Origin of the sequence: Umezawaea sp. Da 62-37 (assembly GCF_032460545.1) — a bacterium.
GTDB lineage: Bacteria > Actinomycetota > Actinomycetes > Mycobacteriales > Pseudonocardiaceae > Umezawaea.
Window position 1 is genome coordinate 4849904 of record NZ_CP135965.1, and the last position, 25358, is coordinate 4875261.

General features: G+C 71.4%; 26 protein-coding genes. 9 read left to right on the forward strand and 17 right to left on the reverse strand.

Features of this window, described 5'->3' with window-relative positions:
• Positions 1 to 29: 29 nt before the first annotated feature.
• Positions 30 to 1589, reverse strand: a complete 1560-nt coding sequence (gene guaA, locus RM788_RS21800) for a glutamine-hydrolyzing GMP synthase (protein WP_315933566.1) — start codon at positions 1587 to 1589, stop codon at positions 30 to 32.
• An 18-nt stretch (positions 1590 to 1607) separates the two neighbouring features.
• On the opposite strand from guaA, the gene RM788_RS21805 reads away from it, so the two are divergent.
• Together RM788_RS21805 and RM788_RS21810 are read left to right on the forward strand one after the other, a co-directional pair.
• A complete protein-coding gene (locus RM788_RS21805) occupies positions 1608 to 2324 on the forward strand; it encodes an aminoglycoside phosphotransferase family protein (RefSeq protein WP_315933568.1) in 717 nt (238 codons plus the stop codon).
• Between the two features lie 4 nt (positions 2325 to 2328).
• Positions 2329 to 3774: an aldehyde dehydrogenase family protein gene (locus RM788_RS21810; protein ID WP_315933569.1), complete on the forward strand. Its 1446-nt coding sequence runs from the start codon at positions 2329 to 2331 to the stop codon at positions 3772 to 3774.
• 136 nt (positions 3775 to 3910) lie between these two features.
• Here RM788_RS21810 and RM788_RS21815 read toward each other — a convergent pair whose 3' ends face one another.
• Together RM788_RS21815 and RM788_RS21820 are read right to left on the reverse strand one after the other, a co-directional pair.
• Positions 3911 to 4867: an MBL fold metallo-hydrolase gene (locus RM788_RS21815; RefSeq protein ID WP_315933570.1), complete on the reverse strand. Its 957-nt coding sequence runs from the start codon at positions 4865 to 4867 to the stop codon at positions 3911 to 3913.
• Positions 4867 to 5469 (reverse strand): TetR/AcrR family transcriptional regulator C-terminal domain-containing protein, encoded by a 603-nt coding sequence (locus RM788_RS21820; RefSeq protein WP_315933571.1) that lies wholly within the window; start codon positions 5467 to 5469, stop codon positions 4867 to 4869. The genes RM788_RS21815 and RM788_RS21820 overlap by 1 nt, the downstream gene beginning before the upstream one ends.
• 70 nt (positions 5470 to 5539) lie before the next feature.
• Between RM788_RS21820 and RM788_RS21825 the strand changes: the two genes are divergently transcribed.
• Positions 5540 to 5947, forward strand: a complete 408-nt coding sequence (locus RM788_RS21825) for a hypothetical protein (RefSeq protein ID WP_315933572.1) — start codon at positions 5540 to 5542, stop codon at positions 5945 to 5947.
• Here the strand turns inward: RM788_RS21825 and RM788_RS21830 are convergent.
• From RM788_RS21830 to guaB, 4 genes are all read right to left on the reverse strand, one after another.
• The gene (locus RM788_RS21830) at positions 5916 to 7652 is read right to left on the reverse strand and encodes an FAD-dependent oxidoreductase (protein ID WP_315933573.1); all 1737 of its coding nucleotides are present in this window, start codon (positions 7650 to 7652) and stop codon (positions 5916 to 5918) included. The two genes, RM788_RS21825 and RM788_RS21830, sit on opposite strands and share 32 nt — an antisense overlap.
• 48 nt (positions 7653 to 7700) lie before the next feature.
• Positions 7701 to 7964 (reverse strand): hypothetical protein, encoded by a 264-nt coding sequence (locus tag RM788_RS21835; protein WP_315933575.1) that lies wholly within the window; start codon positions 7962 to 7964, stop codon positions 7701 to 7703.
• Positions 7965 to 8090: 126 nt separating this feature from the next.
• Entirely contained in the window at positions 8091 to 9224 is a 1134-nt protein-coding gene (locus tag RM788_RS21840) for a GuaB3 family IMP dehydrogenase-related protein (RefSeq protein WP_315933576.1), read from the reverse strand.
• A gap of 46 nt (positions 9225 to 9270) precedes the next feature.
• Positions 9271 to 10782, reverse strand: a complete 1512-nt coding sequence (gene guaB / locus RM788_RS21845; RefSeq protein WP_315933578.1) for an IMP dehydrogenase — start codon at positions 10780 to 10782, stop codon at positions 9271 to 9273.
• Positions 10783 to 10942: 160 nt separating this feature from the next.
• Here guaB and RM788_RS21850 point away from each other — a divergent pair, with 160 nt between their 5' ends.
• Positions 10943 to 11332, forward strand: coding sequence for a DUF5319 domain-containing protein (locus RM788_RS21850; protein WP_315933579.1), 390 nt, complete (start codon positions 10943 to 10945; stop codon positions 11330 to 11332).
• A 193-nt stretch (positions 11333 to 11525) separates the two neighbouring features.
• Here the strand turns inward: RM788_RS21850 and RM788_RS21855 are convergent, their stop codons facing one another.
• The 5 genes from RM788_RS21855 to RM788_RS21875 all read right to left on the reverse strand — a co-directional run bounded on the left by RM788_RS21855 (position 11526) and on the right by RM788_RS21875 (position 15856).
• The gene (locus RM788_RS21855) at positions 11526 to 12443 is read right to left on the reverse strand and encodes an anti-sigma-D factor RsdA (protein ID WP_315933580.1); all 918 of its coding nucleotides are present in this window, start codon (positions 12441 to 12443) and stop codon (positions 11526 to 11528) included.
• Positions 12444 to 13016 carry a sigma-70 family RNA polymerase sigma factor gene (locus RM788_RS21860; RefSeq protein ID WP_315933582.1) on the reverse strand — a complete coding sequence of 191 codons (573 nt, stop codon included), beginning with the start codon at positions 13014 to 13016 and terminating at the stop codon, positions 12444 to 12446.
• 212 nt (positions 13017 to 13228) lie between these two features.
• On the reverse strand, positions 13229 to 13825 hold the full coding sequence (locus RM788_RS21865; protein ID WP_015805222.1) for a response regulator transcription factor: 597 nt from the start codon (positions 13823 to 13825) through the stop codon (positions 13229 to 13231).
• A gap of 80 nt (positions 13826 to 13905) precedes the next feature.
• Positions 13906 to 14799, reverse strand: coding sequence for a hypothetical protein (locus tag RM788_RS21870; RefSeq protein WP_315933589.1), 894 nt, complete (start codon positions 14797 to 14799; stop codon positions 13906 to 13908).
• Between the two features lie 31 nt (positions 14800 to 14830).
• On the reverse strand, positions 14831 to 15856 hold the full coding sequence (locus RM788_RS21875; RefSeq protein WP_315934706.1) for a MerR family transcriptional regulator: 1026 nt from the start codon (positions 15854 to 15856) through the stop codon (positions 14831 to 14833).
• A gap of 204 nt (positions 15857 to 16060) precedes the next feature.
• Here RM788_RS21875 and RM788_RS21880 point away from each other — a divergent pair, with 204 nt between their 5' ends.
• Positions 16061 to 16357, forward strand: a complete 297-nt coding sequence (locus RM788_RS21880) for a WhiB family transcriptional regulator (RefSeq protein WP_259627765.1) — start codon at positions 16061 to 16063, stop codon at positions 16355 to 16357.
• A gap of 1006 nt (positions 16358 to 17363) precedes the next feature.
• On the opposite strand, the gene groL is transcribed toward RM788_RS21880, so the two are convergent.
• The 5 genes from groL to tsaB all read right to left on the reverse strand — a co-directional run bounded on the left by groL (position 17364) and on the right by tsaB (position 21728).
• On the reverse strand, positions 17364 to 18983 hold the full coding sequence (gene groL / locus RM788_RS21885) for a chaperonin GroEL (protein ID WP_315933590.1): 1620 nt from the start codon (positions 18981 to 18983) through the stop codon (positions 17364 to 17366).
• Between the two features lie 80 nt (positions 18984 to 19063).
• Positions 19064 to 19378: a co-chaperone GroES gene (gene groES / locus RM788_RS21890; protein WP_245886307.1), complete on the reverse strand. Its 315-nt coding sequence runs from the start codon at positions 19376 to 19378 to the stop codon at positions 19064 to 19066.
• Positions 19379 to 19525: 147 nt separating this feature from the next.
• Positions 19526 to 20578, reverse strand: coding sequence for a tRNA (adenosine(37)-N6)-threonylcarbamoyltransferase complex transferase subunit TsaD (tsaD, locus tag RM788_RS21895; RefSeq protein ID WP_315933592.1), 1053 nt, complete (start codon positions 20576 to 20578; stop codon positions 19526 to 19528).
• A complete protein-coding gene (gene rimI, locus RM788_RS21900; protein WP_399344357.1) occupies positions 20575 to 21057 on the reverse strand; it encodes a ribosomal protein S18-alanine N-acetyltransferase in 483 nt (160 codons plus the stop codon). Before rimI ends, tsaD begins: the two co-directional genes overlap by 4 nt.
• Entirely contained in the window at positions 21054 to 21728 is a 675-nt protein-coding gene (gene tsaB / locus RM788_RS21905) for a tRNA (adenosine(37)-N6)-threonylcarbamoyltransferase complex dimerization subunit type 1 TsaB (protein ID WP_315933594.1), read from the reverse strand. The genes rimI and tsaB overlap by 4 nt, the downstream gene beginning before the upstream one ends.
• A 119-nt stretch (positions 21729 to 21847) precedes the next feature.
• Here tsaB and RM788_RS21910 point away from each other — a divergent pair, with 119 nt between their 5' ends.
• From RM788_RS21910 to RM788_RS21925, 4 genes are read left to right on the forward strand one after another with little or no spacing between them, the layout of a single operon-like run.
• Positions 21848 to 22276: a MerR family transcriptional regulator gene (locus RM788_RS21910; RefSeq protein ID WP_315933596.1), complete on the forward strand. Its 429-nt coding sequence runs from the start codon at positions 21848 to 21850 to the stop codon at positions 22274 to 22276.
• A complete protein-coding gene (locus RM788_RS21915; protein WP_399344361.1) occupies positions 22239 to 22565 on the forward strand; it encodes a thioredoxin family protein in 327 nt (108 codons plus the stop codon). The genes RM788_RS21910 and RM788_RS21915 overlap by 38 nt, the downstream gene beginning before the upstream one ends.
• A gap of 35 nt (positions 22566 to 22600) precedes the next feature.
• Positions 22601 to 23947 (forward strand): acyl-CoA synthetase, encoded by a 1347-nt coding sequence (locus tag RM788_RS21920; protein WP_315933597.1) that lies wholly within the window; start codon positions 22601 to 22603, stop codon positions 23945 to 23947.
• Positions 23944 to 25164, forward strand: a complete 1221-nt coding sequence (locus RM788_RS21925) for a carboxyl transferase domain-containing protein (RefSeq protein WP_315933598.1) — start codon at positions 23944 to 23946, stop codon at positions 25162 to 25164. The genes RM788_RS21920 and RM788_RS21925 overlap by 4 nt, the downstream gene beginning before the upstream one ends.
• Positions 25165 to 25358: the final 194 nt, after the last annotated feature.

Here is a 25358-nt window from a genome sequence, read left to right on the forward strand (position 1 = left end):
GTCACGGCCTTCCGCTGTTCGGGGGTGGGCTACTCCCACTCGATGGTGCCCGGCGGCTTGCTGGTCACGTCGAGCACGACCCGGTTGACGTCGGCCACCTCGTTGGTGATGCGGGTGGAGATCCGCTCCAGCACCTCGTACGGCAGGCGCGTCCAGTCCGCGGTCATGGCGTCCTCGCTGGACACCGGCCGCAGGACGATCGGGTGGCCGTAGGTGCGGCCGTCGCCCTGGACGCCGACGCTGCGCACGTCCGCGAGCAGCACGACCGGGCACTGCCAGATCGTCCGGTCGAGACCGGCGGACGTCAGCTCCTCGCGGGCGATGGCGTCGGCCTGGCGCAGGATCTCCAGCCGCGGGCCGGTCACCTCGCCGATGATGCGGATGCCGAGACCGGGGCCGGGGAACGGCTGGCGCTGCACGATGACCTCGGGCAGGCCCAGTTCGGTGCCGACCCGGCGGACCTCGTCCTTGAACAGCGCGCGCAGCGGTTCGACCAGCTTGAACTGGAGGTCGTCCGGCAGGCCGCCGACGTTGTGGTGGCTCTTGATGTTCGCCGCGCCGGTGCCGCCGCCGGACTCGACGACGTCCGGGTAGAGCGTGCCCTGCACGAGGAAGTCGTAGTCGCCGTCGACCTGGAGGTCCCGCGCGGCCTGCTCGAACGCGCGGATGAACTCGCGGCCGATGATCTTGCGCTTCCGCTCGGGGTCCGTGACGCCCTTGAGGGCCTCCAGGAACCGCTCGCGCTCGTCCACGGTCACCAGCTTCACGCCGGTCGCCGCCACGAAGTCGCGCTCGACCTGGGTGCGCTCACCCGCGCGCAGCAGGCCGTGGTCGACGAACACGCAGGTCAGCCGGTCGCCGATGGCGCGCTGCACCATGGCCGCCGCGACCGCGGAGTCGACGCCGCCGGACAGGCCGCAGATGGCCTTGCCGCCGCCGATCTGCTCGCGGATCCGCTCGACCTGCTCGTCCACGATCGACGAGGTGGTCCACTGCGGCTTCACGCCCGCGATCTCGTGCAGGAACCGGCGCAGCACCTCCTGGCCGTGCGGCGAGTGGCCGACCTCGGGGTGGTACTGGACGCCCGCGAACCGGCGCTCGGTGTCCTCGAACGCGGCGACGGGCGCGCCGTCGCTCGTGGCCGTGACGGTGAAGCCCTCGGGGGCCTTGGTGACGCAGTCGCCGTGGCTCATCCACACCGGGTGGTGGCCGGGCAGGTCGTCGTGCAGCCTGCCGCCGCCCTCGGTCACGCCGAGTTCGGTGCGGCCGTACTCGCGGGTGCCGGTGTGCTCGGCGGTGCCGCCCAGCGCGACCGCCATGGCCTGGAAGCCGTAGCAGATGCCGAACACGGGCACGCCCGCGTCGAACAGCGCCGGGTCGACCTGGGGGGCGCCCTCCTCGTAGATGCTGGAGGGGCCGCCGGACAGGACGATCGCGAGCGGGTCGCGCGCGAGCAGTTCCGCCACGCTCGCGGTGTGCGGCACGACCTCGGAGTACACCTGGGCCTCGCGCACGCGACGGGCGATCAACTGCGCGTACTGGGCGCCGAAGTCGACGACGAGTACCGGTCGGTTGCTGGTTTCGGACACGGGGCAAGGATGTCAGACGTGGACGAAGAAGCGCTGACCGGAGGCGGTCTGAACGAGGTGGTGAGGGTCGGCGGGACGGTGCGCAGGCCCACCGGTCCGTGGACTCCGCGGGTGCACGGGCTGTTGCGGCTCCTGGCTCCCACGGGGTTCGTGCCGGAGGTGCACGGCATCGACTCCGCGGGCCGCGAGGTGCTCTCGTACCTGCCGGGTGAGGTCGGCCACCCGCCGTTGGCCCCGGCGTTGCGGGGTGACGACACGCTGGTCGCGTACGCCCGGATGGTGCGGCGGCTGCACGACGCGTCGGTGGACCTGGTGGGCACGGCGGGCTGGCAGTTCCCGGCGCGCGAGCCCGCCGAGGTCGTCTGCCACGGCGACCTCGCGCCGTACAACGTGGTGTTCGCCGACGGGCTGCCGGTCGGGGTGATCGACTTCGACACCGCGCACCCGGCGCCGCGGTGGTGGGACGTGGCGTACGCGGTGTACTGCCTCGCGCCGCTCTCCCCCGCGTTCGGCACCCCCGAGGACCAGTGGCGGCGGGCCGAGCTGTTCTGCGCGGAGTACGGCTGTCCGAGTGACGGCCTGGCCGACCACGTGCTGGCGCGGCTGGCGGACATGGTGCGCGCCATCAGGGAGGACCCGGCTTTCCACGTCCAACGGGCCGAGAAGCACGACGACCACTACCTGTCCCACGTGGCCCACATCCGAGCCGCCAGGGCCGTACTGGCCTACCGTTGACGCCATGGACGCGATCACCCCGCAGCCCCGGCCCTGCTGGATCGCCGGCCACCCCGAACAGGGTGCGCAGGAGATCACCGTGCACCACCCGCACGACGGGACCGAGGTGGCCACGGTCGCCGTGCCCGGCCCCGAGCAGGTGGAACGCGCGGTAGCGGCCGCCGCCGCGGTGGCGAAGGAGTTCCGGCGCACGCCCGCGCACGTGCGGGCGGCGGCGCTGGAGCACGTGTCGAAGGCGCTGGCCGAGCGGGCCGAGGAGATCGCGGAGACCATCACCGCGGAGAACGGCAAACCGCTCAAGTGGGCCGAGATCGAGGTGGCCCGCGCGGTGAGCACGTTCAAGTTCGCCGCCGAGGAGGCGCGCCGGTTCACCGGCGACCTCCAGCGGCTGGACACGGACCCGAACGGCGTCGGCCGGATGGCGCTGGTCCGCCGGGTGCCGCGCGGGCCGGTGCTCGCCGTGGCGCCGTTCAACTTCCCGCTGAACCTGGTCGCGCACAAGGTCGCGCCCGCGCTCGCCGTGGGCGCACCGGTGATCGTCAAGCCCGCGTCCGCGACTCCGCTGTCCGCGCTGCTGCTGGGTGAGCTGCTGGCCGAGACCGACCTGCCCGACGGGGTGTTCTCGGTGCTGCCCGTGCGGGGCGGGGACATGGAGTCGCTGGTCGCGGATCCGCGGCTGCCGGTCATCTCGTTCACCGGGTCCACCGGGGTCGGGTGGTCGTTGATGGACTCGGCGCCGCGCAAGCACGTGGTGATGGAGTTGGGCAGCAACAGCGCCGCGATCGTCTGCGCGGACTGGCCGGACCTCGACCACGCGGCCTCGCGGATCGCGACCTTCGGGAACTACCAAGCCGGGCAGTCGTGCATCGCCGTGCAGCGCGTGATCGTGCACCGGGCGGTGGCCGACGAGTTCGTGCCGAAGCTCGTGGCCGCCGTGAGCGCGTTGAAGACCGGCGACCCGCACGACCCCGAGGTCGAGGTGGGTCCGCTGATCGACGAGGACAACGCCGTGCGGGTCAAGGAGTGGATCGACGAGGCCGTGTCGCTGGGGGCCAAGCTGCACGTGGGCGGCGGGCGGTCCGGCACGACCGTCGAGCCGACCGTGCTGGAGGCCGTGCCCGTGGAGGCGAAGGTGTGGCACCAGGAGGTGTTCGGGCCGGTGCTCGCGGTGTCCGTCGTCGACAGCGTCGAGGAGGCGTTCGAGCAGGCCAACGCGACCGACTACGGGTTGCAGGCCGGGGTGTTCACCCGCGACCTGAAGATCGCGTTCGACGCGGCGGCGGAACTGGAGGTCGGCGGGGTGATCATCGGCGACGTGCCGTCCTACCGCGCCGACCAGATGCCCTACGGCGGCGTCAAGGGCTCTGGCACCGGCCGCGAAGGCGTGCGCTCCGCCATGGACGACTTCACCGAACAGCGCACCACCGTGCTCACCGGCATCCAGCTGTAACCACCCGAACGTTCGACTCGGGGTGCCTGGAGGTTCGACACGCGGTGTCTGAGCGTTCGACTCGCGATGAGTCGCGAGTCGAACGTTCGGGTACGTCGTGTCGAACGCTCAGGCACCCCCGTTCGTGTTCAGGTGGTCAGGTGAGGGCGGTTCGGACTTCGGATTCGCGTTGGGGGGTCCAGATCCTGGGCCAGGTGACGCCGTCGCACTCGTCCCAGTAGCGGCGGACGGCCAGTGGCAGGTTGTCGAAGGACGGGCGGCCGTGGAAGCGGGGGGCGAGTGCGTCGTGCGCCGCCCGGTAGGCCTCGGCGGGGGTGCCCGAGCGGTCGCGCACGTCGGTGACGGCGCGGCGCAGCTCGTCCAGGAAGTGCCTGCTCTGCGCGATGGCGGCGTCCACCTCGGCCCGGTTGCGCGCCACCGGGCCGCAGCCGCCGACGAGCAGTTCGGCGCCCAGCGCGGCGACCTTGTCCAAAGTGGACGTCGCCCACTCGTCGTGGAACGCGTCCCCGCAGTGCGGCGCGGCCCGCGACTCGACGAGGTCGCCCGCGAACAGGATCCGTTGCTGCGGAAGCCATCCGACGATGTCGCCCGCGGTGTGGCCGCGGCCGGGGTGGCGGAGTTCGAGGTCGCCGCGCTCGCCGCCGAGCGGGATGGTGAGGCGGTCGGAGAACGTCATGGTCGGCCAGGTCAGACCGGGAATCCCGGCCGCCTCGGGGAAAGCCTCCGGCGTGCGGGCCAGTTCACCCGCCCAGTCCTGCCGCCCGCGTTCGGCGATCAGCGTCCTGGTGCGCTCGTGCGCGATGACCACGTCCGCGTCGAACGCGCTGGCGCCGAGCGTGCGGACGGCGTGGAAGTGGCTGAGCACGAGGTACCGCACCGGTTTCGCGGTGCGCTCCCGCAACCTGAGCAGCCAGCGCCGGGCGGCGGCCGGGGTCGACCTGGCCTCGAAGCAGACGAGGAAGTCCTCGGCCTCCACCGCGCCGACGTTCGGGTCACCCTCGCTGGTCAGCGCGTGGACGCCGTCCGCGAGCTGGACGAACGACTCTCCCCCCGGTTCCGGATCGGCACCGTTCGCGGACGATTTCGTTGCCATCACTCCACTTTGCCACCGAACCCGCGCACGAGTGCGTCGATCGCGAGATCGAACCGGGCCTCGTCATCACCGTTGCCGGCACCCTCGGCGACCGCCCGCGAGATGAGCGGGAACGCGCTCAGGTCGGGGAAGTCGCCGACGGGCTGCTGACCGGTCTCGTTGAGCACGTGCCCCAGCACGAAGGTCGACACGGTGTTGAACACGTGCAGCGCCGTCGTCACCGGCATGCCCGCGCCGGTCAGCACCTCCAGCGCGGTCTCCAGCGCGGCGAGACCGGCGGGGGTGATCACCGGCCGGGTGGCCGTCAGCGCCACGGCCGCCGGGTGGCCCAGCAGCACCCGGCGCAGCCCTCCGGCCAGCTCGCGCAGGTAGGTCTCCCAGGGCACGTCGGCGGGCGGCAGCTCGGCCGCGACCATGCCGAAGATCCGCTCGACGACGCCGTCGAGCAGCGCCGCCTTGTTCGGCACGTAGTAGTAGAGCGTCATCGCCTCGACGCCTAGTTCGGCGCCGAGCTTGCGCATCGACAGCCCCGCCGCGCCGTGCTCGTCGATCAGCCGCAGCGCCGCGTCCAGCACGACGTCCCTGCTCAGTCCCCGTGCCACAGCACTCCCTTGACTTTCTTACACCGTAAGAGCACTCTAGCGTTTCTTACAGCGTAAGAGAGGGTTCGACATGTCCGTTCCCACCATCGCCGGGATCAGCCAGCTGGTCCTGACGTGCTACTTCACCTTCACCCACTGGGTGCCGATGCCGCCGTTCAACGACCTGAGGTTCGAGAACAGGACGGCGAACGCGAACGTCCAGATCCTGATGGCCGTGCTCGCCGTGTCCACGCTGCTCGGCCACCGCTTCGAGCTGTGGGTGGCCGCCGTCTTCTACAGCTGCTGGATGCTCGGCCAGCTGTTCTCGTGGTGGATCCCCTACCTGACCGGCTGGCCGAAGGTCGCCATGGAGGTCAACAAGCAGCGGGCGTGGGCGGTGCTGCCGCGCATCGGCGACCGGGTGGTCCCGGACGTGCTGCACTCCGCGATGGGGGTGCTGTCCGCGGTCACGCTGGTGTCGACCTGGCTGGCCGTGTGATCGCCACGATCGGCAGCCGCAGCGCGCCGGGCGCGTGGGCGGGCACCGCGGGGTGGAGCGGGGCGACGGGGGCGACGCGCCGGTAGTCGGCGCCCTGCTCGGGGCGCGGGTCGGCCTCGCCCTTGTTGGGCCACAGGGAGAACGCGCGCTCGGCCTGGGCGGCGATGGTGAGCGACGGGTTGACGCCGAGGTTGGCGGAGATGGCCGCGCCGTCGACGATCGACAGGCCGGGGTAGTTGTGGACGCGGTGGTAGGCGTCGACGACGCCGTGCTCGACGTCCTCGCCGATCGGGCAGCCGCCGATGAAGTGCGCGGTCAGCGGGATGCCCGCCAGCTCGCCCCAGGTGCCGCCCGCGATGCCGTCGATGTGCTCGGCGGTCAGCTCGTTCGCGCGGTGGCCCGCCGGGATGAACGTCGGGTTCGGGTCGCCGTGGCCCTGGCGCGAACTGAGCTTGTGCCGCCCGAACAGACCGCGCTTGGCGAACGTGGTGATCGAGTTGTCCAGGCTCTGCATGACCAGCAGGATCAGCGTCCGCTCGCTCCACTGCCGCACCGACAGCAGCCGCAGCAGCCGCCGGGGATGCCTGGCGGCCTGGCGGAGGAATTGCAGGACGCGCGGGGTGCTGGACGCGCCGTCGGTGGCCAGGGTCTGGAGCATCCCCATGACGTTGCTGCCCTTGCCGTAGCGGCAGGGCTCGATGTGGGTGATCTCGTCGGGGTGGAACGACGAGGTGATCGCCACGCCGCTGGTGAAGTCGCGGTCCGGGTCGACGGTCCGCCGGGCCGCGCCGACGATCGCCTCGGAGTTCGTGCGGGTCAGCTCGCCCAGCCGCGGCGACAGCGCGGGCAGCACGCCCTCGGCGCGCATCCGGTGCAGCAGCTGCTGGGTGCCCCACGTGCCCGCGGCCAGCACGACCCTGGTCGCGGTGATCGTGCGACGCCCCTTGCGCAGCGCGGCCCCGGTGCGCTCGGTGTCGACCTCCCACGTGCCGCCGGTCTGGCGCAGGCTGGTCACCGTCGTGAGCGGCAGGACCCTCGCCCCACCGCGTTCCGCCAGGTGCAGGTAGTTCTTGACCAGGGTGTTCTTCGCCCCCACCCGGCAGCCCGACATGCAGCTGCCGCACTCCGTGCACCCGGTCCGCGTGGGCCCCGCACCGCCGAAGTACGGGTCCGCGGCCTGCACGCCCGGCTCGCCGAAGTACACGCCGACCGGCGTCGGGTGGTAGCTGTCGGCCACGCCCATGTCCTCGGCCACCTGCCGCATGACCACGTCGGCCGGGGTCGTGGTCGGGTTGGTGACCACGCCGAGCATCCGGGACGCCTGGTCGTAGAACGGCGACAACTCGGCTTCCCAGTCGGTGATGTGCGCCCACTGCCGGTCGGCGAAGAACGGCTTGAGCGGCCGGTACAGCGTGTTCGCGTACACCAGCGACCCACCGCCGACTCCCGCGCCCGCGAGCACCATGACGTTGCGCAGCAGGTGGATCCGCTGGATGCCGAAGCAGCCGAGCCTGGGCGCCCACAGGTACTTCCGCAGGTCCCACGAGGTCTCGGCGAACTCGTCGTCCGCGAACCGCCGCCCGGCCTCCACGACGGCGACCCGGTAGCCCTTCTCGGTCAGCCGGAGGGCGGCGACGCTGCCGCCGAACCCGGAGCCGACCACGACGACGTCGTAGTCCACGTTGTTACCGGCGAGTTCACCCATGGGTCCGACATTAGGGGTTACTTCCGGTAACGCCTACTCCGAACCGGTTCAGAAACCGAGGCTGTCGATCCACGCCAGGAGCGGCGGGGCCAGCCAGAACAGGACGATCCACGCGAACAGGGCGACACCCGCCACCGACGCGAGAACCAGTGCCACCACCGATCCCGCGAAGCCCACCCGGCTGTCCAGCGGGGTCGGCGGCGGCACCTCGTCGACCTCTTCACCCTCGACGCCGGCGTCCGCGTCCGCGTCGTGCTCGTCGTCGGCCAGTCCCAGTTCGACCAGGTCGTCCACGGGGCCCTTCCTCGTCATCGGTTCGTTATGGGAGGCCCACTCTAGCGATGAGGGGTGAACGAAGATCAACTAGAGGGGTGCGTCACCGGAACACGGCGATGGGCGCCTCCCCCGTGCGGGGAGACGCCCATCGTCGGAGGTGCGCTAGCCGCGGATGGTCAGGCCGACCTTCTGGAACTCCTTGAGGTCCGAGTAGCCGGTCTTGGCCATGGCTCGGCGCAGCGAGCCGAACAGGTTGGTGACACCGCGCGGGTCGACCGACGGGCCGAACAGCAGGGTGCGCAGGTCGACCTCCTGGTCCACGCCGGGCGACACGAAGCTGCGGGGCACGGACGGGTGCGCGGAGGCCGCGGTCCAGTAGAGGCCCTGGGCCGGCGCCTCGGTGGCGGAGGCCAGCGGTTCGCCGAGCATGACCGCGTCCGCGCCGCACGCGATGGACTTGGCGATGTCACCGCTGGTCAGGGCACCACCGTCGGCGATGACGTGGACGTAGCGGCCACCGGTCTCGTCGAGGTAGTCGCGGCGGGCGGCCGCGGCGTCGGCGATGGCGGTCGCCATCGGGACGCCGATGCCGAGCACGGCGTCCGTCGTGGTCACGCCGGGCGTGAAGCCGTAGCCGACGATGACGCCCGCGGCACCGGTGCGCATGAGGTGCATGGCGGTGCGGTAGTCGCCGACACCGCCCGCGATGACCGGGACCTCGAGGTCGGCGATGAACGACTTCAGGTTCAGCGGCTCACCGTCGCGGAGCACGTGCTCGGCGGAGATGATCGTGCCCTGCACGACCAGGATCTCCACGCCCGCCGCCAGCAGGTCCGGCGTCAGCTCGGCCGCGCGCTGCGGGCTGACCCGCACCGCGACGGTCACGCCGGAGTCGCGGACCTCCTTGATGGCGGCCGCGACCAGGTCGAGGCGGACCGGCGCGGAGTGCAGCTCCTGGAGGATCCGCACGGGCGCGCCGGGGTCGTCGGTGTCCTCGGTCGCCTCGACGAGGCGGAACAGCGCCTCCTCGACGTTCGCGTGCCGGGCCCACAGGCCTTCCGCGTTGAGCACCCCGAGGCCGCCCAGCTCGCCGACCGCGACCGCCGTGCCCGGCGACACGATGGCGTCGGTCGGGTGGGTGATCAGCGGGATGTCGAACCGGTAGGCGTCGATCTGCCACGCCGTCGAGACGTCCTTCGACGAACGCGTCCGCCGCGAGGGGATGATCTCGATGTCGTCCAGCTCGTAGGCCCGCCTCGCGGTCCGGCCCATGCCGATCTCGACCAGATCGCGCACTTGTCTTCCTCTCAGCGGGGGGTGTTGGTGCCCAACGGGTGGTGCTTCAGCGGGTGGTGTAGTTCGGGGCTTCGACGGTCATCGTGATGTCGTGCGGGTGGCTCTCCTTGAGTCCCGCCGCGGTGATCCGCACGAGCTGCGCGTTCTGCAGCTCGGCGATCGTGCTCGACCCCGTGTAGCCCATGGCCATGCGCAGACCGCCGATGAGCTGGTAGGCCACCTGCGCCAGCGGGCCGCGGAACGGCGTGCGCCCCTCGATGCCCTCGGGCACGAGCTTGTCCTCGGACAGCACGTCGTCCTGGAAGTAGCGGTCCTTCGAGTACGACTTGGTGTCGCCGCGGCTCGACATCGCGGCCAGCGAACCCATGCCGCGGTAGGTCTTGAACTGCTTGCCGTTGACCAGGATCAGGTCGCCGGGCGCCTCGGCGGTGCCAGCGACCAGGCTGCCGACCATGACCGCGCTGGCACCGGCGGCGATCGCCTTCGCGATGTCGCCGGAGTACTGGATGCCGCCGTCGCCGATCACCGGCACACCGGCCGGGTAGCAAGCCAGGTACGCCTCGTGGATCGCGGTGATCTGCGGGACGCCGACGCCCGCGACCACGCGGGTCGTGCAGATCGAGCCGGGCCCGACGCCGACCTTCACGCCGTCCGCGCCCGCGTCGACCATGGCCTGGGCGCCGGTGCGGGTCGCGACGTTGCCGCCGACCACGTCGACCGTGTCGCCGAGCTCCTTCTTGAGCTTGGCGACCATCTCCAGCACGGCGCGCGAGTGGCCGTGCGCGGTGTCGACCATCAGCACGTCGATGCCCGCGTCGGCCAGCGCCATCGAGCGGGCGAACGCGTCGTCGCCGACACCGACCGCGGCGGCGCACAGCAGCCTGCCGTCGGGGTCCTTGGAGGCCAGCGGGTACTGCTCGGTCTTGACGAAGTCCTTGACGGTGATCAGGCCCTGGAGCTTGCCGTCGCCGTCCACGATCGGCAGCTTCTCGATCTTGTGGCGGCGCAGCAGACCCAGCGCGGCCTCAGCCGACACGCCGACCTGCGCGGTGACCAGCGGCCCCTTGGTCATGACCTCGGCGACCTTGCGCTTGTGGTCCACCTCGAAGCGCATGTCGCGGTTGGTGATGATGCCGACGAGCTTGCCGGACGGGTCCGTCACCGGGACACCGGAGATCCGGTACCGGGCGCACAGGTCGTCGACGTGCGCGATGGTGTCCTCGGGCGTGCAGGTCACCGGGTCGGTCACCATGCCGGCCTCGGAGCGCTTCACCGTCTCCGCCTGGCTGGCCTGGTCCTCGATCGACAGGTTGCGGTGCAGCACGCCGATGCCGCCCTGGCGGGCCATCGAGATGGCCATCCGCGCCTCGGTCACCGTGTCCATCGCGGCGGAGGCCAGCGGGATCCGCAGGGTGATGTTGCGGGAGATCCTGGTGCTGGTGTCGACGTTGCTGGGTACGACGTCCGACTCCGCAGGCTGCAACAGGACGTCATCGAAGGTCAGTCCCAGCATCGCGAACTTGCTCGGGACTCCGTCAACGTTGAGCTCGCTGGTCATAGCGGGTGACAAGCCTTCCGTCGTGCTGCGGTCCCACCGCGAGCGGATCGGGTTTCCGCTTGGGGGCAGCATCTGATTCTCGACCCTGCCGGCAGGTCTGGGGCGTTCACGCCATGGTATCCGCAGGCCTTCCGCCCTCCGCCCGGTACCGTGCGGGGTCGTGCCGCACGACGCCTTGCCGCCAGACCCGTTCGCCGAGGATCCGGAGGATCCGGCGAAGGCCATGGCCGAGCCAGAAGAAGACCACGAGCACCCCGAGATCGGCGACGAGGAGCGCGCCGAACTCGTGGGTGACCTGAGCGACCTCGCCGTGTACCAGGCGCTGCTGGAACCCGGTGGTGTGCGGGGGATAGTGGTCGACTGCGGGGAGTGCGAGGAACCGCACTTCCACGACTGGGCGCTGCTGCGGGCCAGTCTCGAGCAGCTCCTGCACGACGGCCGGATGCGCCCGCACGAGCCCGCGTACGACCCGGACCCGTCGTCCTACGTCACCTGGGAGTACTGCCGGGGCTACGCGGACGGCGTCACCGCGACCGAGGAAGCCCGCTGAGGTGTGACGAAGCCCGCCCCCCGATCGGAGGGCGGGCTTCGTCACATCCGGGGGCGGCGGCGGTCCCGCGGGAGCGGTGGCCCTTCGCGGGATCCGACCTCCCCCGCGTTCCCATGACCGCCCCAACCGGTTCTCACGCCGCCGCCCCCGTGTCCACGAGGGGCACGGGGGCGGCGGGGTCGGCTCCGCGGCGCTAGGGCGTGGGCACCGGGTCGGACTCCGACCTCGGGGTGAACCCGCTCGTCGTCGCGTCGGTCGTCTCCTCCGGCGGAGGCGGCGGCGGGATGCTCGGCTGGCTGGAGCTCGACACCGGCTCCGTCGTGGTGGTCGACGACGAGGTCTCCGGCGTGGTCGTGTCGCTCGAGTCCGTGGTCGGGCTCGTGGAACTCGACTTGGTCGGCTTCGGTTCCTTCGTCTTGGTCGTGCTGCTGTCCGACGTGGAAGCCGGGTTCGTCGTCGTGCTGGTCAACTCGACCAGCAGCTGCTCATGCGTCTGCAGCAGGCCGCCGTGGCCGTCGTCGGACGACACCTTCGGCAGGGCGACCCCCGCCTTGTCCAGCGCGTCCTTGGCCTCGTTGACCTTGCCTTCGCGCAGTGCGGCGCGCGCCGCGTCGAGATCGCCCTTCACGGCCACGGCCGCCTCGACCGACCGGGCGTGGTCGGCGTAGAGGACGCGGGTGAGGGTCCACAGCGGGTCGCCCGGCTGGGCGTCGCGGGCGACCAGGCTGACGCCGGTGAACGCGATGGCGAGCACGGCCGCGGCGCTGGCCAGCGGGATCAGGAAGCGGTGCCGCGACCGGGGGGCCGGACGGGCGGCCACGATGGTCGCGATGGCTGTGTCGGTGTCGACGAGGGCACCGATGGCCTGGCTGTCCACGTCGTGGCGCCAGGCGAGCAGCAGTGCGTTCAGGTCGTCCTGGACGAGCTCGCCGACGCGATCCGGGTCCTTGCCTCCCAGCGCGTCGAGCAGCGCGTCGTCGGCCTGGATGCCGGACAGGTCCGAGGGGGACGAGTCGCCACCGAGGTCCACTTGTTCGTCTGAAGGGAGCTGGGCTCTCCTTCGCTGTCCGCGCACGACTTCTCCGTTGTCCTTCTCGTGCTGGTCGGCCACTCAGACCACCTCCTCGGCTGCCAACGTCTTGCGGAGCCTGGACAGCGCGCGGTGCTGCGCCACCCTGACAGCTCCCGGAGTCGACCCGACCGCGTCAGCGGTCTCCTCGGCCGACAAGCCGACCACCACCCTGAGCAGCAGGATCTCCCGCTGCTTCTCGGGCAGTACGCGCAAGAGTTGGGCCATTTGACCGGTGAGTTCGCCCTGCATGGCGCGCTGTTCAGGACCCGCTTCGGTCTCGGGTCCGTCCGGCACTTCCGAAACCGGCTCTGAGCGGTTCCTGGAGGCTGAGCGGTGGGAGTCGGCCACCTTGTGCGCGGCGATGCCGTACACGAACGCGAGGAAGGGCCGACCTTGGTCGCGGTAGCTGGGCAGGGCCGTCAACACCGCGAGACACACCTCCTGGGCCACGTCGTCCGCCGAAGCGAAAGACCTTTCCTGTCTTCCGACTCGGGCGCGGCAATACCGCACCACCAAGGGACGGATCGAAGCCAACAGGCGCTCGATGGCGGGCCTGTCACCTCCGACGGCCGCGCCTACTTCGGCGTCCAGTCCGTCCCCCAAGTTGGTCATCGCAGACAGCAGCCCCGGTGTTACGCCTAGGCGTATCGACAACAAGCGGCACGAGACGCTCTACGTCACTCGTACCGGTGACACACACCGTACCGGCCAAACGGCCAAATGGCGGCAGAAGGGGCCCGAAGACCCCTCTGACCAGTCAACACGCGCACCGAATCCAGCCCGGCGACAGGTCACCGGGCTGGACGGATACCAACAGTCGTGATCTAGGACACGAGGCCACGGCGGAAGCCGTGGGCGACCGCCTGAGCCCGGTCGCGCACACCCAGCTTGCGGAAGAGCCTCCGCGCGTGGGTCTTCACGGTGTCCTCGGACAGGTAGAGCTCGCGCCCGATCTGTCCGTTGCTCTTGCCCTGGCTCATGCCGCGCAGCACCTGGAGCTCGCGCTCGGTGAGCTGGACGCCGGGATCCGAGGGTTGACGAGGGGCAGGCACCGACGTGCTCGCGAGGGTGTGGGCCAGCGCGGCCACCAGCTCGGGACGCGAGGCGTCCCAGCGGAGGTAACCGCGGGCGCCACCCGCGATCGCGGCGGCGATGCTGCCCGCGTCGTCCGGGGCACCGAACACGATGACGTTGGCCTGCGGGTTGGCCGAGACGAGTCGCCGGGTTGCTTCCACCCCGGTCGGGACGGCGCGCTGGGTACCGACCAGCACGACGTCGACTGGCTGCCTCGAAAAGCGAGCCAACAACTCGTCACCGTGCGCTACGCAGTCGATGCGACTAACCCCGGGGACGGCCGACATGACACGGGTGAGGCCCTCCCGCACGCTGCGCCGGTCGTCGCAAATAAGGACCGTAGTCACGGGGACTCCTTCCTGCAGCCGAGTGACGTTTCATCTCCCCTATCGGACGCTTTGAGCCCAACCTTGACACGATCCGGTGCTTAATCCGTCAAGAACTTCGACCGGAGGTCTGCGTTCGGGGGTTCCCCGGAACGGAGCAGCGCCGTCGGCACCCACGGGGAGGCGGCGGCCAACCGCCGACCGATCGGGTCAGCCCTGCGCAACACGCAGCTCAGAGCCTCGGTAGCCCGTACGGGAGGGTTACCCGCCGCAGATGGGTCATGGCCGTGCAGCACGAGCGCCGCCGGCCAGACCAGCGACCAGAGGTCTCGTTCGACGATGTGATTTAGATCACACTCGAGTAGCTCAACCCCGCGAGCCACCCCGTCGGCGGTCCCCCACACGACCAAAGACGTCCCGAGGACGAGGTCGGACTTGAGCACGTGCCGCACGGCCCCGGCGTCACGGGCTGTCGCCGCGGCGGCCTCGGCGGGCACGACAGCCCGCTCGGCCCGCCCCTCAGCCAGCTCGATCTCCGCCGCCACCCACCCCCGGCGCACGGCCGACCGCCAGGACCGCGCCTCCACCCGCGCGTGCAGCAACCGGGCCTCACCCGTCCGACCAGCTCCGATGGCGTCCGCGGCCAGTCCGAGCAGCGCGTCCGCACGGGCTCCGGCCGCGTCCGCGCCGTCCGGATCCGACGGTCCTGACCTGGGAGCGGTCGCCAGCGCGCGGGCGTCCAGCGTCCTCGCGGCGGCGTGGCCCCCCAGTTGACGGCGGTGCGACGCGAGCGTCGAGGCGGCCAGCGAGGCGATGACGCGGTCCCGGTCGCCCAGCAGCGCGACCAGGGCGGTGGCCGCGGCCGCGTAGTGGCCCTGCCCGCCGAGCACGACAGCCGCGAGCCACCGGTCCCGCGCCGAAGCACCAGTGGACGTGCTCCAGACGGGTGTCCCCGGCGCGTCACCGAAAGCGGCTCGTCTCAACTGGTCGTCCACAGCAACATCGTGCCGGGTTCGGACGACACAGTCAGCAGACGGCCTTCTCGATCGCCGCCACCGCCGTCCCCAGGTCGTCGATCCGCTCGGCCGTCGGGGGCACGACACCCCGTTCCCAACCGGGGCCGCCCACGAACAGGCGAACCTGCTGCCTCGTTCGCGGCAGCGCCGCGAGCGCCCCCGGATCGGCGTAGCGCGGGAGCTGCGCCCAGAGCACCACGGCGGCCGGCGCGATGCGCCGCACGGCGGAGCGCAGCGCCTCCGCCGGAAGTGCCGCGCCGAGCTGACGAATCCCCACCCCGCGCTGCGACAGGACCGCCGCCAACGGGTACAGCGGGATGTTGTGCCGCTCGTCCGGCATGCACGCCAGCAGCACCGGGCGGTGGTTGCGGGGAGTGGTCACCAGTGGCGTCACCCGGATCATCGCGGCGAGCACGCACTCGTTGAGGAGGTGCGAGACCTCGACGCCCGCCCCCGAGTGCTCCCACCGCGCGGCCATCGCCCCGAGCAGCGGCCGCACCACCTCGTCCCAGGTCTCGACCACGCCGTCCTCGCCGAGCGAATCGGCGAGGATCTGCTGCGCGGCGGCCGAGTCCATCGCGAGGACCGCCCGACCGAGCCCCCGCGCCCGGCGGCTCGCTCCCGGCATCCTCAGGCCCCGGCCGCCCGCGGCAGCCGTTCCCGCCTCGAACTCGCCACCGGTGAGCACCGGTGCCGGTGCGGCCGCCGACGGCGACAGCGATCGAGGTGCGGGAACGCTGGCGGTGAGCGCGTACTTCGCGGCTTCCGCCGACGACGCCCCCCGCAGCAGTGCCCGCTGCATGAGCTCCAGTCTGGCGATGTCGCGCGGCGCGTACCTGCGGTGTCGCCCGGTCGTGTGATCACCGGGTCCGAGCCCGTAACGCCGGTCCCAGGTCCGCAGAGTCGCGGGCGCGACCCCCAGCCGACGGGCCACGGCGGCCACCGACAACAACAGCTCGGTGACCGGATCTTCTTCTGCCGCGCCGGTTTCCCGCTCACCACCGGTCGGCGCGGCGGGGTGCTCCGGATGCGTCATCACGCGGCCATGGTCCGGTCCCCCGGCCCGCGCGGCAACTCCGGGCGGTGAAGGTTTGAACTCCGGCCGATCACCCATCGGTTTACCATCCGGCTTTCTCGCGCCAGCCCCCTTGAACAAGTTTTGAAGCGGTTCTACGGTGGATCAACATTAAGCCGAATGGAGCAGTCCACCGCGAGGGTGGACCAAGGAGGCGGTCTCGACATGGCGGACACCAGAAGGCTCCCCGGCCCCAACGCCGACGTCTGGGACTGGCAGATGACCGGGTCTTGTCGCGGTATGGACAGCGCGTTCTTCTTCCACCCCGACGGCGAACGCGGCCCCGCACGGGCCAGGCGCGAAGCACGGGCCAAAGCGGTCTGCCTGGCCTGCCCGGTCCTGGAGATGTGCAGGCGCCACGCACTCGCCGTGCAGGAGCCCTACGGAATCTGGGGCGGCCTGTCGGAGTCGGAACGGGACAACATCATCAAGTCGCGGAAACGCCAACTAGCACTGACCTGACCGCCACACGAGCCAACAGCTCACCATCGACGCCACAGGGGTAGGCCTCCACCCGAGGCCTGCCCTTTCGGCTTTCAACAGCAACGGCACAAACCAACGGACAAGACCAGACGCCAGTCCGGTGAAGCTCGACCACCCAAGCCCGAAGGCGAAGCCCAGGATGCCCAATTCGGTGCGGAGCAAGGAATACCGGTGCGGAGCACGGGACTTCGCCCGAAGGCGAAGCCCAGGACACCCGGTTCGATGCGGAGCACCGAACTTCGCCCGAAGGCGAAGCCCAGGACGCCCCGTCGCAAAGCCGATACCCCATCGGCGCAGCCGGCCACCCGCACCCGGCGCGGAGCGCCCGCCGCCCTACCGACGCGCAGCGAGGTGCCCTGTCAGGCGCAGCCTGATGCCCGAGTCAGGCGCAGCCTGATGCTGGCGGAGCCAGACCTACCCCTGCCCCCGATACACAGCGCCCTCCTGCCCTCACCTGTTTTGTCAAGATGGCTTTATCGTCTTGACAAAACAGGTGAGGGCATTGAGACAATTGCGCGCACGGGGGCCGGGCTCCACCAAGGACCAAGCGGGCTGGAACAACGCACACAGGACCCAACCCCACCCCGCAACCCCCACCAAGACACACCTACCGGGAAGTCCCCCCGTCGAGAAGACCCCCCGACACACACCCTAATCAAGGGGTCCGACAATTCCCGAAGATCAACTCCACGACCTCCACCCGCCCGGCCACCGCCACACGCCCAACCTCCACACGCCCGGCCGCAAGCCCGACCTCCACACGCTCAGCCGCCGCCACACGCCCGACCTCCACCCGCCCGGCCGCCACACGCCCGGCCACTAAACACCCGACCACACACACCCGCCCCACACCCAGCCCCCCACACCCGCCCCACACCCGCCCCCACACGGCCGCCCACCCCACCCACCCAACGTAAAGGGGCGACACCGGATCCCCGGCATCGCCCCTCCACCAACCGCGACCTACCAGCCGCGACCCAAAAACCTAGTGCCCGTGCCCATGCCCGTGGCCACCGGCGGAAGCAGTCTCCTGCTCCCGCTTCTCCACGATCGCACTCTCGGTCGTCAGCACCATCCGCGCGATCGAAGCAGCGTTCGTCACGGCGGACCGCGTCACCTTCACCGGGTCGATGATCCCCCAGTCCAGCAGGTCGCCGTAGACCAGCGTCGCGGCGTTGAAGCCGAAGCCCCAGTCACCCTCGCGCACCTTGTTCACCACGACGGCGCCCTCGAGCCCGGCGTTCGAGGCGATCCAGTACAGCGCGGAGGACAGCGCCTCGCGGACGATCGCGACACCGGTCGCCTCGTCACCCGAGAACCCGAGCCCACCGTCGAGCACCTTGGCGGCGTGGACGAGAGCCGACCCACCACCTGGGACGATGCCCTCTTCGACCGCGGCCTTCGTAGCGGCGACCGCGTCCTCGATGCGGTGCTTGCGCTCCTTCAGCTCGGTCTCGGTCGCGGCACCGACCTTGATGACGGCGATGCCGCCGGAGAGCTTCGCGAGCCGCTCCTGCAGCTTCTCGCGGTCCCAGTCGGAGTCCGTCGCCTCGATCTCGCGGCGCAGCTGCTCCGCGCGACCGGCGATGTCGGCCTTGGCGCCGCCACCGTCCACGATGGTCGTGTTGTCCTTGGAGACCACGATGCGACGGGCGGAGCCCAGCACGTCGAGGCCGACCTCGGACAGCTTCAGACCGACCTCGGCCGCGACGACCTGGCCGCCGGTGACGACCGCGAGGTCGTCGAGGAACGCCTTGCGGCGGTCGCCGAAGAACGGCGCCTTGACCGCGACGACCTTGAGGGTCTTGCGCAGGGCGTTGACCACCAGGGTGGACAGCGCCTCGCCCTCGACGTCCTCGGCGATCACGACGAGCGACTTGCCGGACTCGGCGACCTTCTCCAGCAGCGGGAGGAAGTCGGCGAGGGCCGAGATCTTCTCGCGGTGCAGGAGGATGAGCGCGTCCTCGAAGATGGCCTCCTGGGCCTCGAGGTCCGTCGCGAAGTGCGCCGAGATGTAGCCCTTGTCGAACTGGACGCCCTCGGTGATCTGCAGCTCGGTGAGCATCGTCGAGGCTTCCTCGACGGTGATCACGCCGTCCTCGCCGACCTTCTCGATGGCTTCACCGAGGAGGGCGCCGATGGACTCGTCGCGCGAGGAGACCGTGCCGACCTGGGCGATGTTCTCGCGGCCCTTGACGGGGGTGGCCTTCGCCTTGAGCGCGTCCACGACGGCGTCGGCGGCGGCCTGGATGCCGAGGCCGAGCGCGGTCGGGTTCGCACCCGCGGCGACGTTGCGGAGACCGACGCGCACCATGGCCTGCGCGAGCACCGTGGCGGTGGTCGTGCCGTCACCGGCGACGTCGTTGGTCTTGGTCGCGACGGCCTTCGCGAGCTGCGCGCCGAGGTTCTCGAACGGGTCGTCCAGCTCGATCTCGCGAGCGATGGTGACACCGTCGTTGGTGACCGTGGGGCCACCGAACTTCTTGTCGAGGACGACGTGGCGGCCTGCCGGTCCAAGGGTGACCTTGACCGTGTCGGCCAGCTTGTTCACGCCGCGCTCGAGAGCCCGACGAGCGTCCTCGTCGAAGCTGATTTGCTTGGGCATTGCCTAGCCTCTCTTGTGCGAAACGCCCCGGTAGCCCCGGAACGGGGTCGCCGGGGCGCCTTGCGTGGTGGCCGAACGAACTAGTTGATGACGGCCAGCACGTCGCGGGCGGAGAGGATGAGGTACTCCTCGCCGTTGTACTTGACCTCGGTGCCGCCGTACTTCGAGTAGATGACGACGTCGCCGACAGCCACGTCCACGGGGACGCGGTTGCCCTTGTCGTCGATACGTCCGAGGCCTACCGCGATGACCTTGCCCTCCTGGGGCTTCTCCTTCGCGGTGTCCGGGATCACGAGGCCGGAAGCGGTCGTGGTCTCGGCCTCACTGGCCTGGACGACGATCTTGTCCTCGAGCGGCTTGATGTTCACGCTCACCGGGCTGACCTCCACGGTCATTGAAAGCGTTGGCAGGTTGGTACGGCTCCTGCCACCCCGCCGTCGCGGGGGTCGGGGCGGTGCTGGCGCCGTGTGATTAGCACTCTACCCACTTGAGTGCCAATGCTTCAACGAGGGCTCTGCTCGACTGTTCGGAGCAGGCCGGAATCACAGCACCTGGATCGTCCCCACAGGGAGGCCGGGAGTGGTGGAGAGGTCGACCGGGGAGGGCTTGGCGCCCGCCGCGACGAGGTGGGCGCCGATCGCGGCGATCATGGCGCCGTTGTCGCCGCACAGCTTCGGACGGGGCACGCGCAGGTTGATGCCGGCCGCGGCGCAGCGCTCGGCGGCGAGGCCGGAGATGCGGGAGTTCGCGGCGACGCCGCCCGCGACGACGAGCGTGTCGATGCCCAGGTCCTTGCAGGCGCGGACGGCCTTCATGGTGAGGACGTCGGCGACGGCCTCCTGGAACGACGCGGCCACGTCGGCGAGCGGGAGTTCCCCGCCATCCCTCTCGTTGCGCTCGACCCAGCGGGCCACGGCGGTCTTCAGACCGGAGAACGAGAAGTCGTACCGGTTGTCGCGGGGGCCGGTGAGGCCGCGCGGGAACGCGATCGCGCAGCCGTTGCCGGTCCTGGCGAGCTTGTCGATGGGCGGGCCGCCGGGGTACGGGAGGTCGAGGAGGCGGGCGACCTTGTCGTAGGCCTCGCCCGCGGCGTCGTCGACGGTCGAGCCAAGCTCGGTGATCTTGTGCGCCAAGCCCTCGACCAGCAGCAGCTGCGAGTGGCCTCCGGAGACCAGCAGCGCGAGGCAGCGCTCGGGCAGCGGGCCGTGCTCCAGGGTGTCGGCGGCGACGTGGCCCGCCAGGTGGTTGACGCCGTAGAGCGGCTTGCCCAGCGCGGCGGCGTACGCCTTGGCGGCGGAGACGCCGACCAGCAGCGCGCCCGCGAGGCCGGGACCGGCGGTCACGGCGATCGAGTGGATGTCCGAGAGCTCGACGCCCGCGATCTCCAGCGAGCGGCGCATGGTCGGGACCATGGCCTCCAGGTGGGCGCGGCTGGCGACCTCGGGGACGACGCCGCCGAACCTGGCGTGCTGCTCGACGCTGGAGGCGACCTCGTCGGAGAGCAGCTCCATAGCCCCGTCGGGGCCGAGCCGGACGATGCCGACACCGGTCTCGTCGCACGAGCTCTCGATGCCGAGGATGAGCCTGTCGGTCACGGGTTGTCCCTTGCGGCGGGCCGGGCCATCGTGAACGCGTCGGCACCGGACGGCTGGTAGTAGCGGCGGCGCAGGCCGATGTTCTCGAAGCCATGCGCGACGTAGAGGGCGATGGCGGGCGCGTTGTCCGTGCGCACCTCCAGGAACACCGGGGCGCGCACCTCGTCCGCGCGTTCCAGCAGGGCGCGGAGCAGCCGCTTGCCGATGCCGGAGCGCTGGTGGGCGAGGTCGACGGCGATGGTGTGGACGCTCGCCTCGAAGTCCGGCCTGCGCCCGACCACCGCGAGGCCGCCGTAGCCGATCAGCGCGCCGTCGGCCAGGTAGGCGCCGAGGTAGTAGTTGCCCACCGCCATCTCGGACAGGAACGAGGTCGCGCTCCACGGGTCGTCGCCGGGGAACAGGTCGTGCTCGATCTCCACGCAGCGCGGCACGTCCTCGCGGCGCAGCGGCGAGATCGACACCAGGTCCGCGCGGCTCATGCGCGCGTCACCCTCTTGCGGCCGACCGGCTCCACGGCGTCCGGCCTGCGCAGGTACAGCGGGGTCAGCGGGCCGGGCTCGGCGCCCGCGAGCACGTCGGCGGCGGCGACCGCGACCAGCGCGACCGGCGTCGGGTGGTGCGGTCCGACCACGGGGAAGCCGAGGACGTCGGCGTAGAGCACGGCCCCCTCCCCCACGGCGGCGCGCACGTCCAGGCCGCGTTCGGCCAGGTCGGCGGGGCGGTCGACGCCCGGCCCGTCGACCCGGCCGCCCGCCGCGTCGTAGACGGCCCAGTAGACCTCGCGGCGGCGCGCGTCCGTGGCGACGAGCAGCGGCTCACCCGTCGCCGCGGCCAGCGCGATGGCGTCCGGCGTCGGCACCGGGTACACCGGCCTGCCGAGCGCCTGGCCGAGCGCGGCGGCCGTGACCAGGCCGACCCGCAGCCCGGTGAACGGGCCGGGACCGGCGCCGACGACGATCGCGTCGACGTCGGCGAACGTCCGGCCCGCCTCGGCGAGGGCGTCGGTGAGGTGCGGGGTGAGCAGCTCGCCGTGGGCTTTCGCGTCGAGCGTCACCCGCTGGGCGAGGAGTCGGGGCGGCGAATCAGCCGTCAGGTCGACCACACCGGCGGTGACCGCGGGTGTGGCGGTATCGATGGCGAGCACGAGCACGGTTGTCAAGGGTACGGGTCTTCGCGAATCGGGCTTGCCTTGACGTCGGCGTCAAGGTGGAGCATCGCTCCTCGGAGGACAAGGGCCGCTCGCCTGGGCCGGGTACGGATGGGGTCGGGATGCGCATCGGGGAACTGGCCGAGCTGGCCGGGACGACGACCAGGGCACTGCGCTACTACGAGGCGCAGGGGCTCCTGTCGGCCCGGCGCGGCGCCAACGGGCACCGCGAGTACGACCTGTCCGACCTGCGGCTGGTCACCGAGATCCGGTCGCTGACCGGCATCGGGTTCGCGCTGGAGGAGACCAGGCCGTTCCTGGACTGCCTGCGCACGGGCCACCCCACCGGTGACTCGTGCCCGGCGTCGGTCGCGGTGTACCGGCGCAAGCTCGCCGAGCTCGACGAGCTGATCGGCCGGATGAACTCGGTGCGCGACCACCTGCGGGACCAGCTGGCGCTGGCCGAGCTGCCCTTCTCCACACCTGTTTGTGCGACGAGCGCTGGGAGCGATCTTGAAGACGGCGACAACGCTGGAGGAACTGACGGATGACACGTTCACCGGGGCCGTGAGCGGGGGCACGGTCCTCGTCGAGTTCGGCGCCGACTGGTGCGGCCCGTGCCGGATGATCGAGCCGGTGCTGGAGCAGATCGCGGCCGAGATGCCCGACGCGCTGACCGTGGCGAAGCTCGACATCGACGCGAACCCGCGCACCGCGCGGGACCTCAACATCATGTCCGCGCCGACGTTGCAGCTCTACAAGGACGGCGTGCTGGTGGCTCAGATGGTGGGGGCCAGGCCGAAGGGCCACCTGCTGGCGTGGCTCGAACCACACTTGTGATGCACGGCGGGCTCGGGGTGCGGCATCGTTGACGGATGTTGTTCCCCGCGCTCGCCGCACCCAACGACACAGTCGCCCTGCGCTTCCCGGAGCGGTCGCTGACCTACCGGGAACTGGCCGAGGCGGCCCGCGAGGTGGCGGGCGGCCTGGAGGGCGTCGGCCGGGTGGCGGTGTGGGCGCACCCCACCGCGGAGACCTGCGTCGCCGTCGTCGGCGCCCTGCTCGCCGGGGTCCCGGTCGTGCCGATCAACCCGAAGATCGGCGAGCGCGAGCTGTCGCACATCATGTCCGACAGCTCCCCCGACCTGGTGCTGGACGGCACGCTGCCGTCCGGTCCGCCGGTGGACCCGCGTGAACTGGACGGCGGGACGCCCGCGCTGATCGTCTACACCTCCGGCACCACCGGGCCGCCCAAGGGCGTCGTGCTGCCGCACCGCGCGCTGGCGAGCAACCTCGACGCGCTGGCCGCCGCGTGGGAGTGGACCGCCGACGACGTGGTGGTGCACGCGCTGCCGCTGTTCCACGTGCACGGCCTCGGCGTCGGCGTGCTCGGCCCGCTGCGGCGCGGCGGGACCGTCCACCACCTCGGCAGGTTCTCCGTGGCCGCGGCGTCCGAGGCGCTGCGCGGCGGCGGCGTGATGTTCGGCGTCCCGACGATGTACTCCCGCGTGGCCGCCGAGGTCGAGGCCGACCCGTCGCTGGCCGCCGGGTTCGGCGCGGCCCGGCTGCTGGTGTCCGGCTCGGCCGCGCTCCCCGCGACCGTGCACGAGCGCATCACGCGGGCGACCGGCCAGCACGTGGTCGAGCGGTACGGGATGACCGAGACCCTGATGAACACCAGCGTGCGCGCCTCCGGCGACCGCCGTCCCGGCACCGTCGGGCTGCCGCTGGACGGCGTGGACGTGCGGCTGGTCGACGAGGGCGGCGAGATCGGCGAGATCGAGGTCCGCGGCCCCAACCTGTTCCTGGAGTACCTCAACCGCCCCGACGCCACGGCCGCCGCGCTGCGCGACGGCTGGTTCCGCACCGGCGACATGGCGATCCGCGACCCCGACGGCTACCTGCGGATCGTCGGCAGGCGCGCCACCGACCTGATCAAGAGCGGCGGCTACAAGATCGGCGCGGGTGAGATCGAGAACGCCCTGCTGGAGCACCCCGACGTCGCCGAGGTGGCGGTCACCGGCGAACCGGACGACGACCTCGGCGAGCGGATCGTGGCCTGGGTCGTGCCCGCCGCGGGCGCGTTCCCGGCCGAGTCGGACCTGAGCGACCACGTCGCCCGGCTGCTGTCGCCGCACAAACGGCCCAGGGTGGTGCGCTTCCTGGAAGCGCTGCCGCGCAACGACATGGGCAAGGTCCTCAAGCGTTCGCTCCGCGCGTGAACCCGCTGGGCTGGGCGGGGTACGGCGCCCAACTCGGCCGTGCCCGCTCCACGACCGGCCACGACGAGTCCGTGTCGTGGGAGCGGCGGGCCGACGCGGTGGCCATCTCCTTCGACTTCCGCTTCCTCGGCGGTTCCGTCGGCACGGCCACCGGCGACCTCGTCGAGGAGGCCTTCACCGACGCCCGCGAGGAGGGCCTGCCCGTCGTCTCGGTCATCGCCACCGGCGGCAGCCGCATGCAGGAGGGCATGGCGTCCCTGCGCCAACTCCAGCGGATCGCGTACCTGTGCTCGCAGCACGCGGACGCGGGTCTGCCGCACGTGTCCGTGCTCTGCGACCCCACCACCGGCGGGATCTGGGCGTCCCTGGGCGCGGGCGCCGACGTGGTGCTGGCCGTTCCGGGCGCCCAGGTCGGCTTCGCGGGCAGCCGCGTGCGGCCGGGGCCGGATCCGGCGTACACCAGCGAGGGGCAGTTCGCCGCGGGTGCGGTCGACCTGGTCGTGCCGCCGCAGGAACTCGGCGGTGTGCTGGGGACCCTGCTGCCGTTGCTGATGGGCGGGGATCTGCGTCCGGCTTCGGTGCCACGGGCGCTCGGCAAGACGGATCTGCCGGTTGACGGTTGGGATGCCGTGACCCGCGCCCGTGCTCCTGAGCGACCGCGTGCCGGGGCGTACCTGGACGACTTCTTCTCCGTCCGGGTACCGCTCAGCGGTGACCGGGCGGGCGGGGTCGATCCGGGGATGCTGTGCGGGATCGGGTTGCACGAGGGCCGCGCGGTCGTCTACGCCGCCCAGACGGGTACGGCGAACACGCCCGCGGGTTTTCGCACCGCCAGCCGGATGGTGCGGTTGGCGGAACGGCTGGGGCTGCCGGTGCTGACGCTGGTGGACACGCCGGGGGCGGCCAACGACGCGGCCGCCGAGAGGGCCGGAATCGGGCCCGCGATCGCCGAGTTGTTCGGGGTGGTGGTGGCGGCGAGGGTGCCGATCACGACGCTGGTGATCGGTGAGGGCGGGTCCGGTGGGGCTTTGGCGCTGTCGTCGCCGGACCAGACGTGGATCGCCCCGGACGCGTACTTCTCGGTGATCGCGCCGGAGTTGGCGGCGGCGATCCTGAAGCGGGAGGCGGAGGAGGTGGCGGCTACGGCGGATCAGTTGAAGCTGCGGCCGCAGGACCTGGTGGAGCTGGGGATCGTTCGGGGGGTGGCGGGGCCCTGAGGGGCGTGGCTGGTGCGTGGGGGCTTGGTGCGTGGGGGCTTGGTGCGTGGCGCCATGGTGCTGGTCTGTGGGGGCATGGTGCTGGTCTGTGGGGGCATGGTGCTGGTCTGTGGGGGCATGGTGCTGGTGCGTGGGGGTTTGGTGCTGGTGCGTGGGGGTTTGGTGGTTGCGTGCGGGGGTGTGGTCGATTTGAC

Bases quoted from the DNA above. Each gene is read 5' to 3' on its own strand.
- RM788_RS21825 (WP_315933572.1), top strand. From the start codon at position 5,540: ATGTCCGTTCCCACCATCGCCGGGATCAGCCAGCTGGTCCTGACGTGC.
- RM788_RS21835 (WP_315933575.1), bottom strand. From the start codon at position 7,964: ATGACGAGGAAGGGCCCCGTGGACGACCTGGTCGAACTGGGACTGGCC.
- RM788_RS21880 (WP_259627765.1), top strand. From the start codon at position 16,061: ATGGCGGACACCAGAAGGCTCCCCGGCCCCAACGCCGACGTCTGGGAC.
- RM788_RS21875 (WP_315934706.1), bottom strand. From the start codon at position 15,856: ATGACGCATCCGGAGCACCCCGCCGCGCCGACCGGTGGTGAGCGGGAA.
- groES (WP_245886307.1), bottom strand. From the start codon at position 19,378: ATGACCGTGGAGGTCAGCCCGGTGAGCGTGAACATCAAGCCGCTCGAG.
- guaB (WP_315933578.1), bottom strand. From the start codon at position 10,782: ATGACCAGCGAGCTCAACGTTGACGGAGTCCCGAGCAAGTTCGCGATG.
- RM788_RS21810 (WP_315933569.1), top strand. From the start codon at position 2,329: ATGGACGCGATCACCCCGCAGCCCCGGCCCTGCTGGATCGCCGGCCAC.
- RM788_RS21830 (WP_315933573.1), bottom strand. From the start codon at position 7,652: ATGGGTGAACTCGCCGGTAACAACGTGGACTACGACGTCGTCGTGGTC.
- groL (WP_315933590.1), bottom strand. From the start codon at position 18,983: ATGCCCAAGCAAATCAGCTTCGACGAGGACGCTCGTCGGGCTCTCGAG.
- RM788_RS21815 (WP_315933570.1), bottom strand. From the start codon at position 4,867: ATGGCAACGAAATCGTCCGCGAACGGTGCCGATCCGGAACCGGGGGGA.
- RM788_RS21910 (WP_315933596.1), top strand. From the start codon at position 21,848: ATGCGCATCGGGGAACTGGCCGAGCTGGCCGGGACGACGACCAGGGCA.
- RM788_RS21860 (WP_315933582.1), bottom strand. From the start codon at position 13,016: ATGACCAACTTGGGGGACGGACTGGACGCCGAAGTAGGCGCGGCCGTC.
- RM788_RS21920 (WP_315933597.1), top strand. From the start codon at position 22,601: ATGTTGTTCCCCGCGCTCGCCGCACCCAACGACACAGTCGCCCTGCGC.
- rimI (WP_399344357.1), bottom strand. From the start codon at position 21,057: ATGAGCCGCGCGGACCTGGTGTCGATCTCGCCGCTGCGCCGCGAGGAC.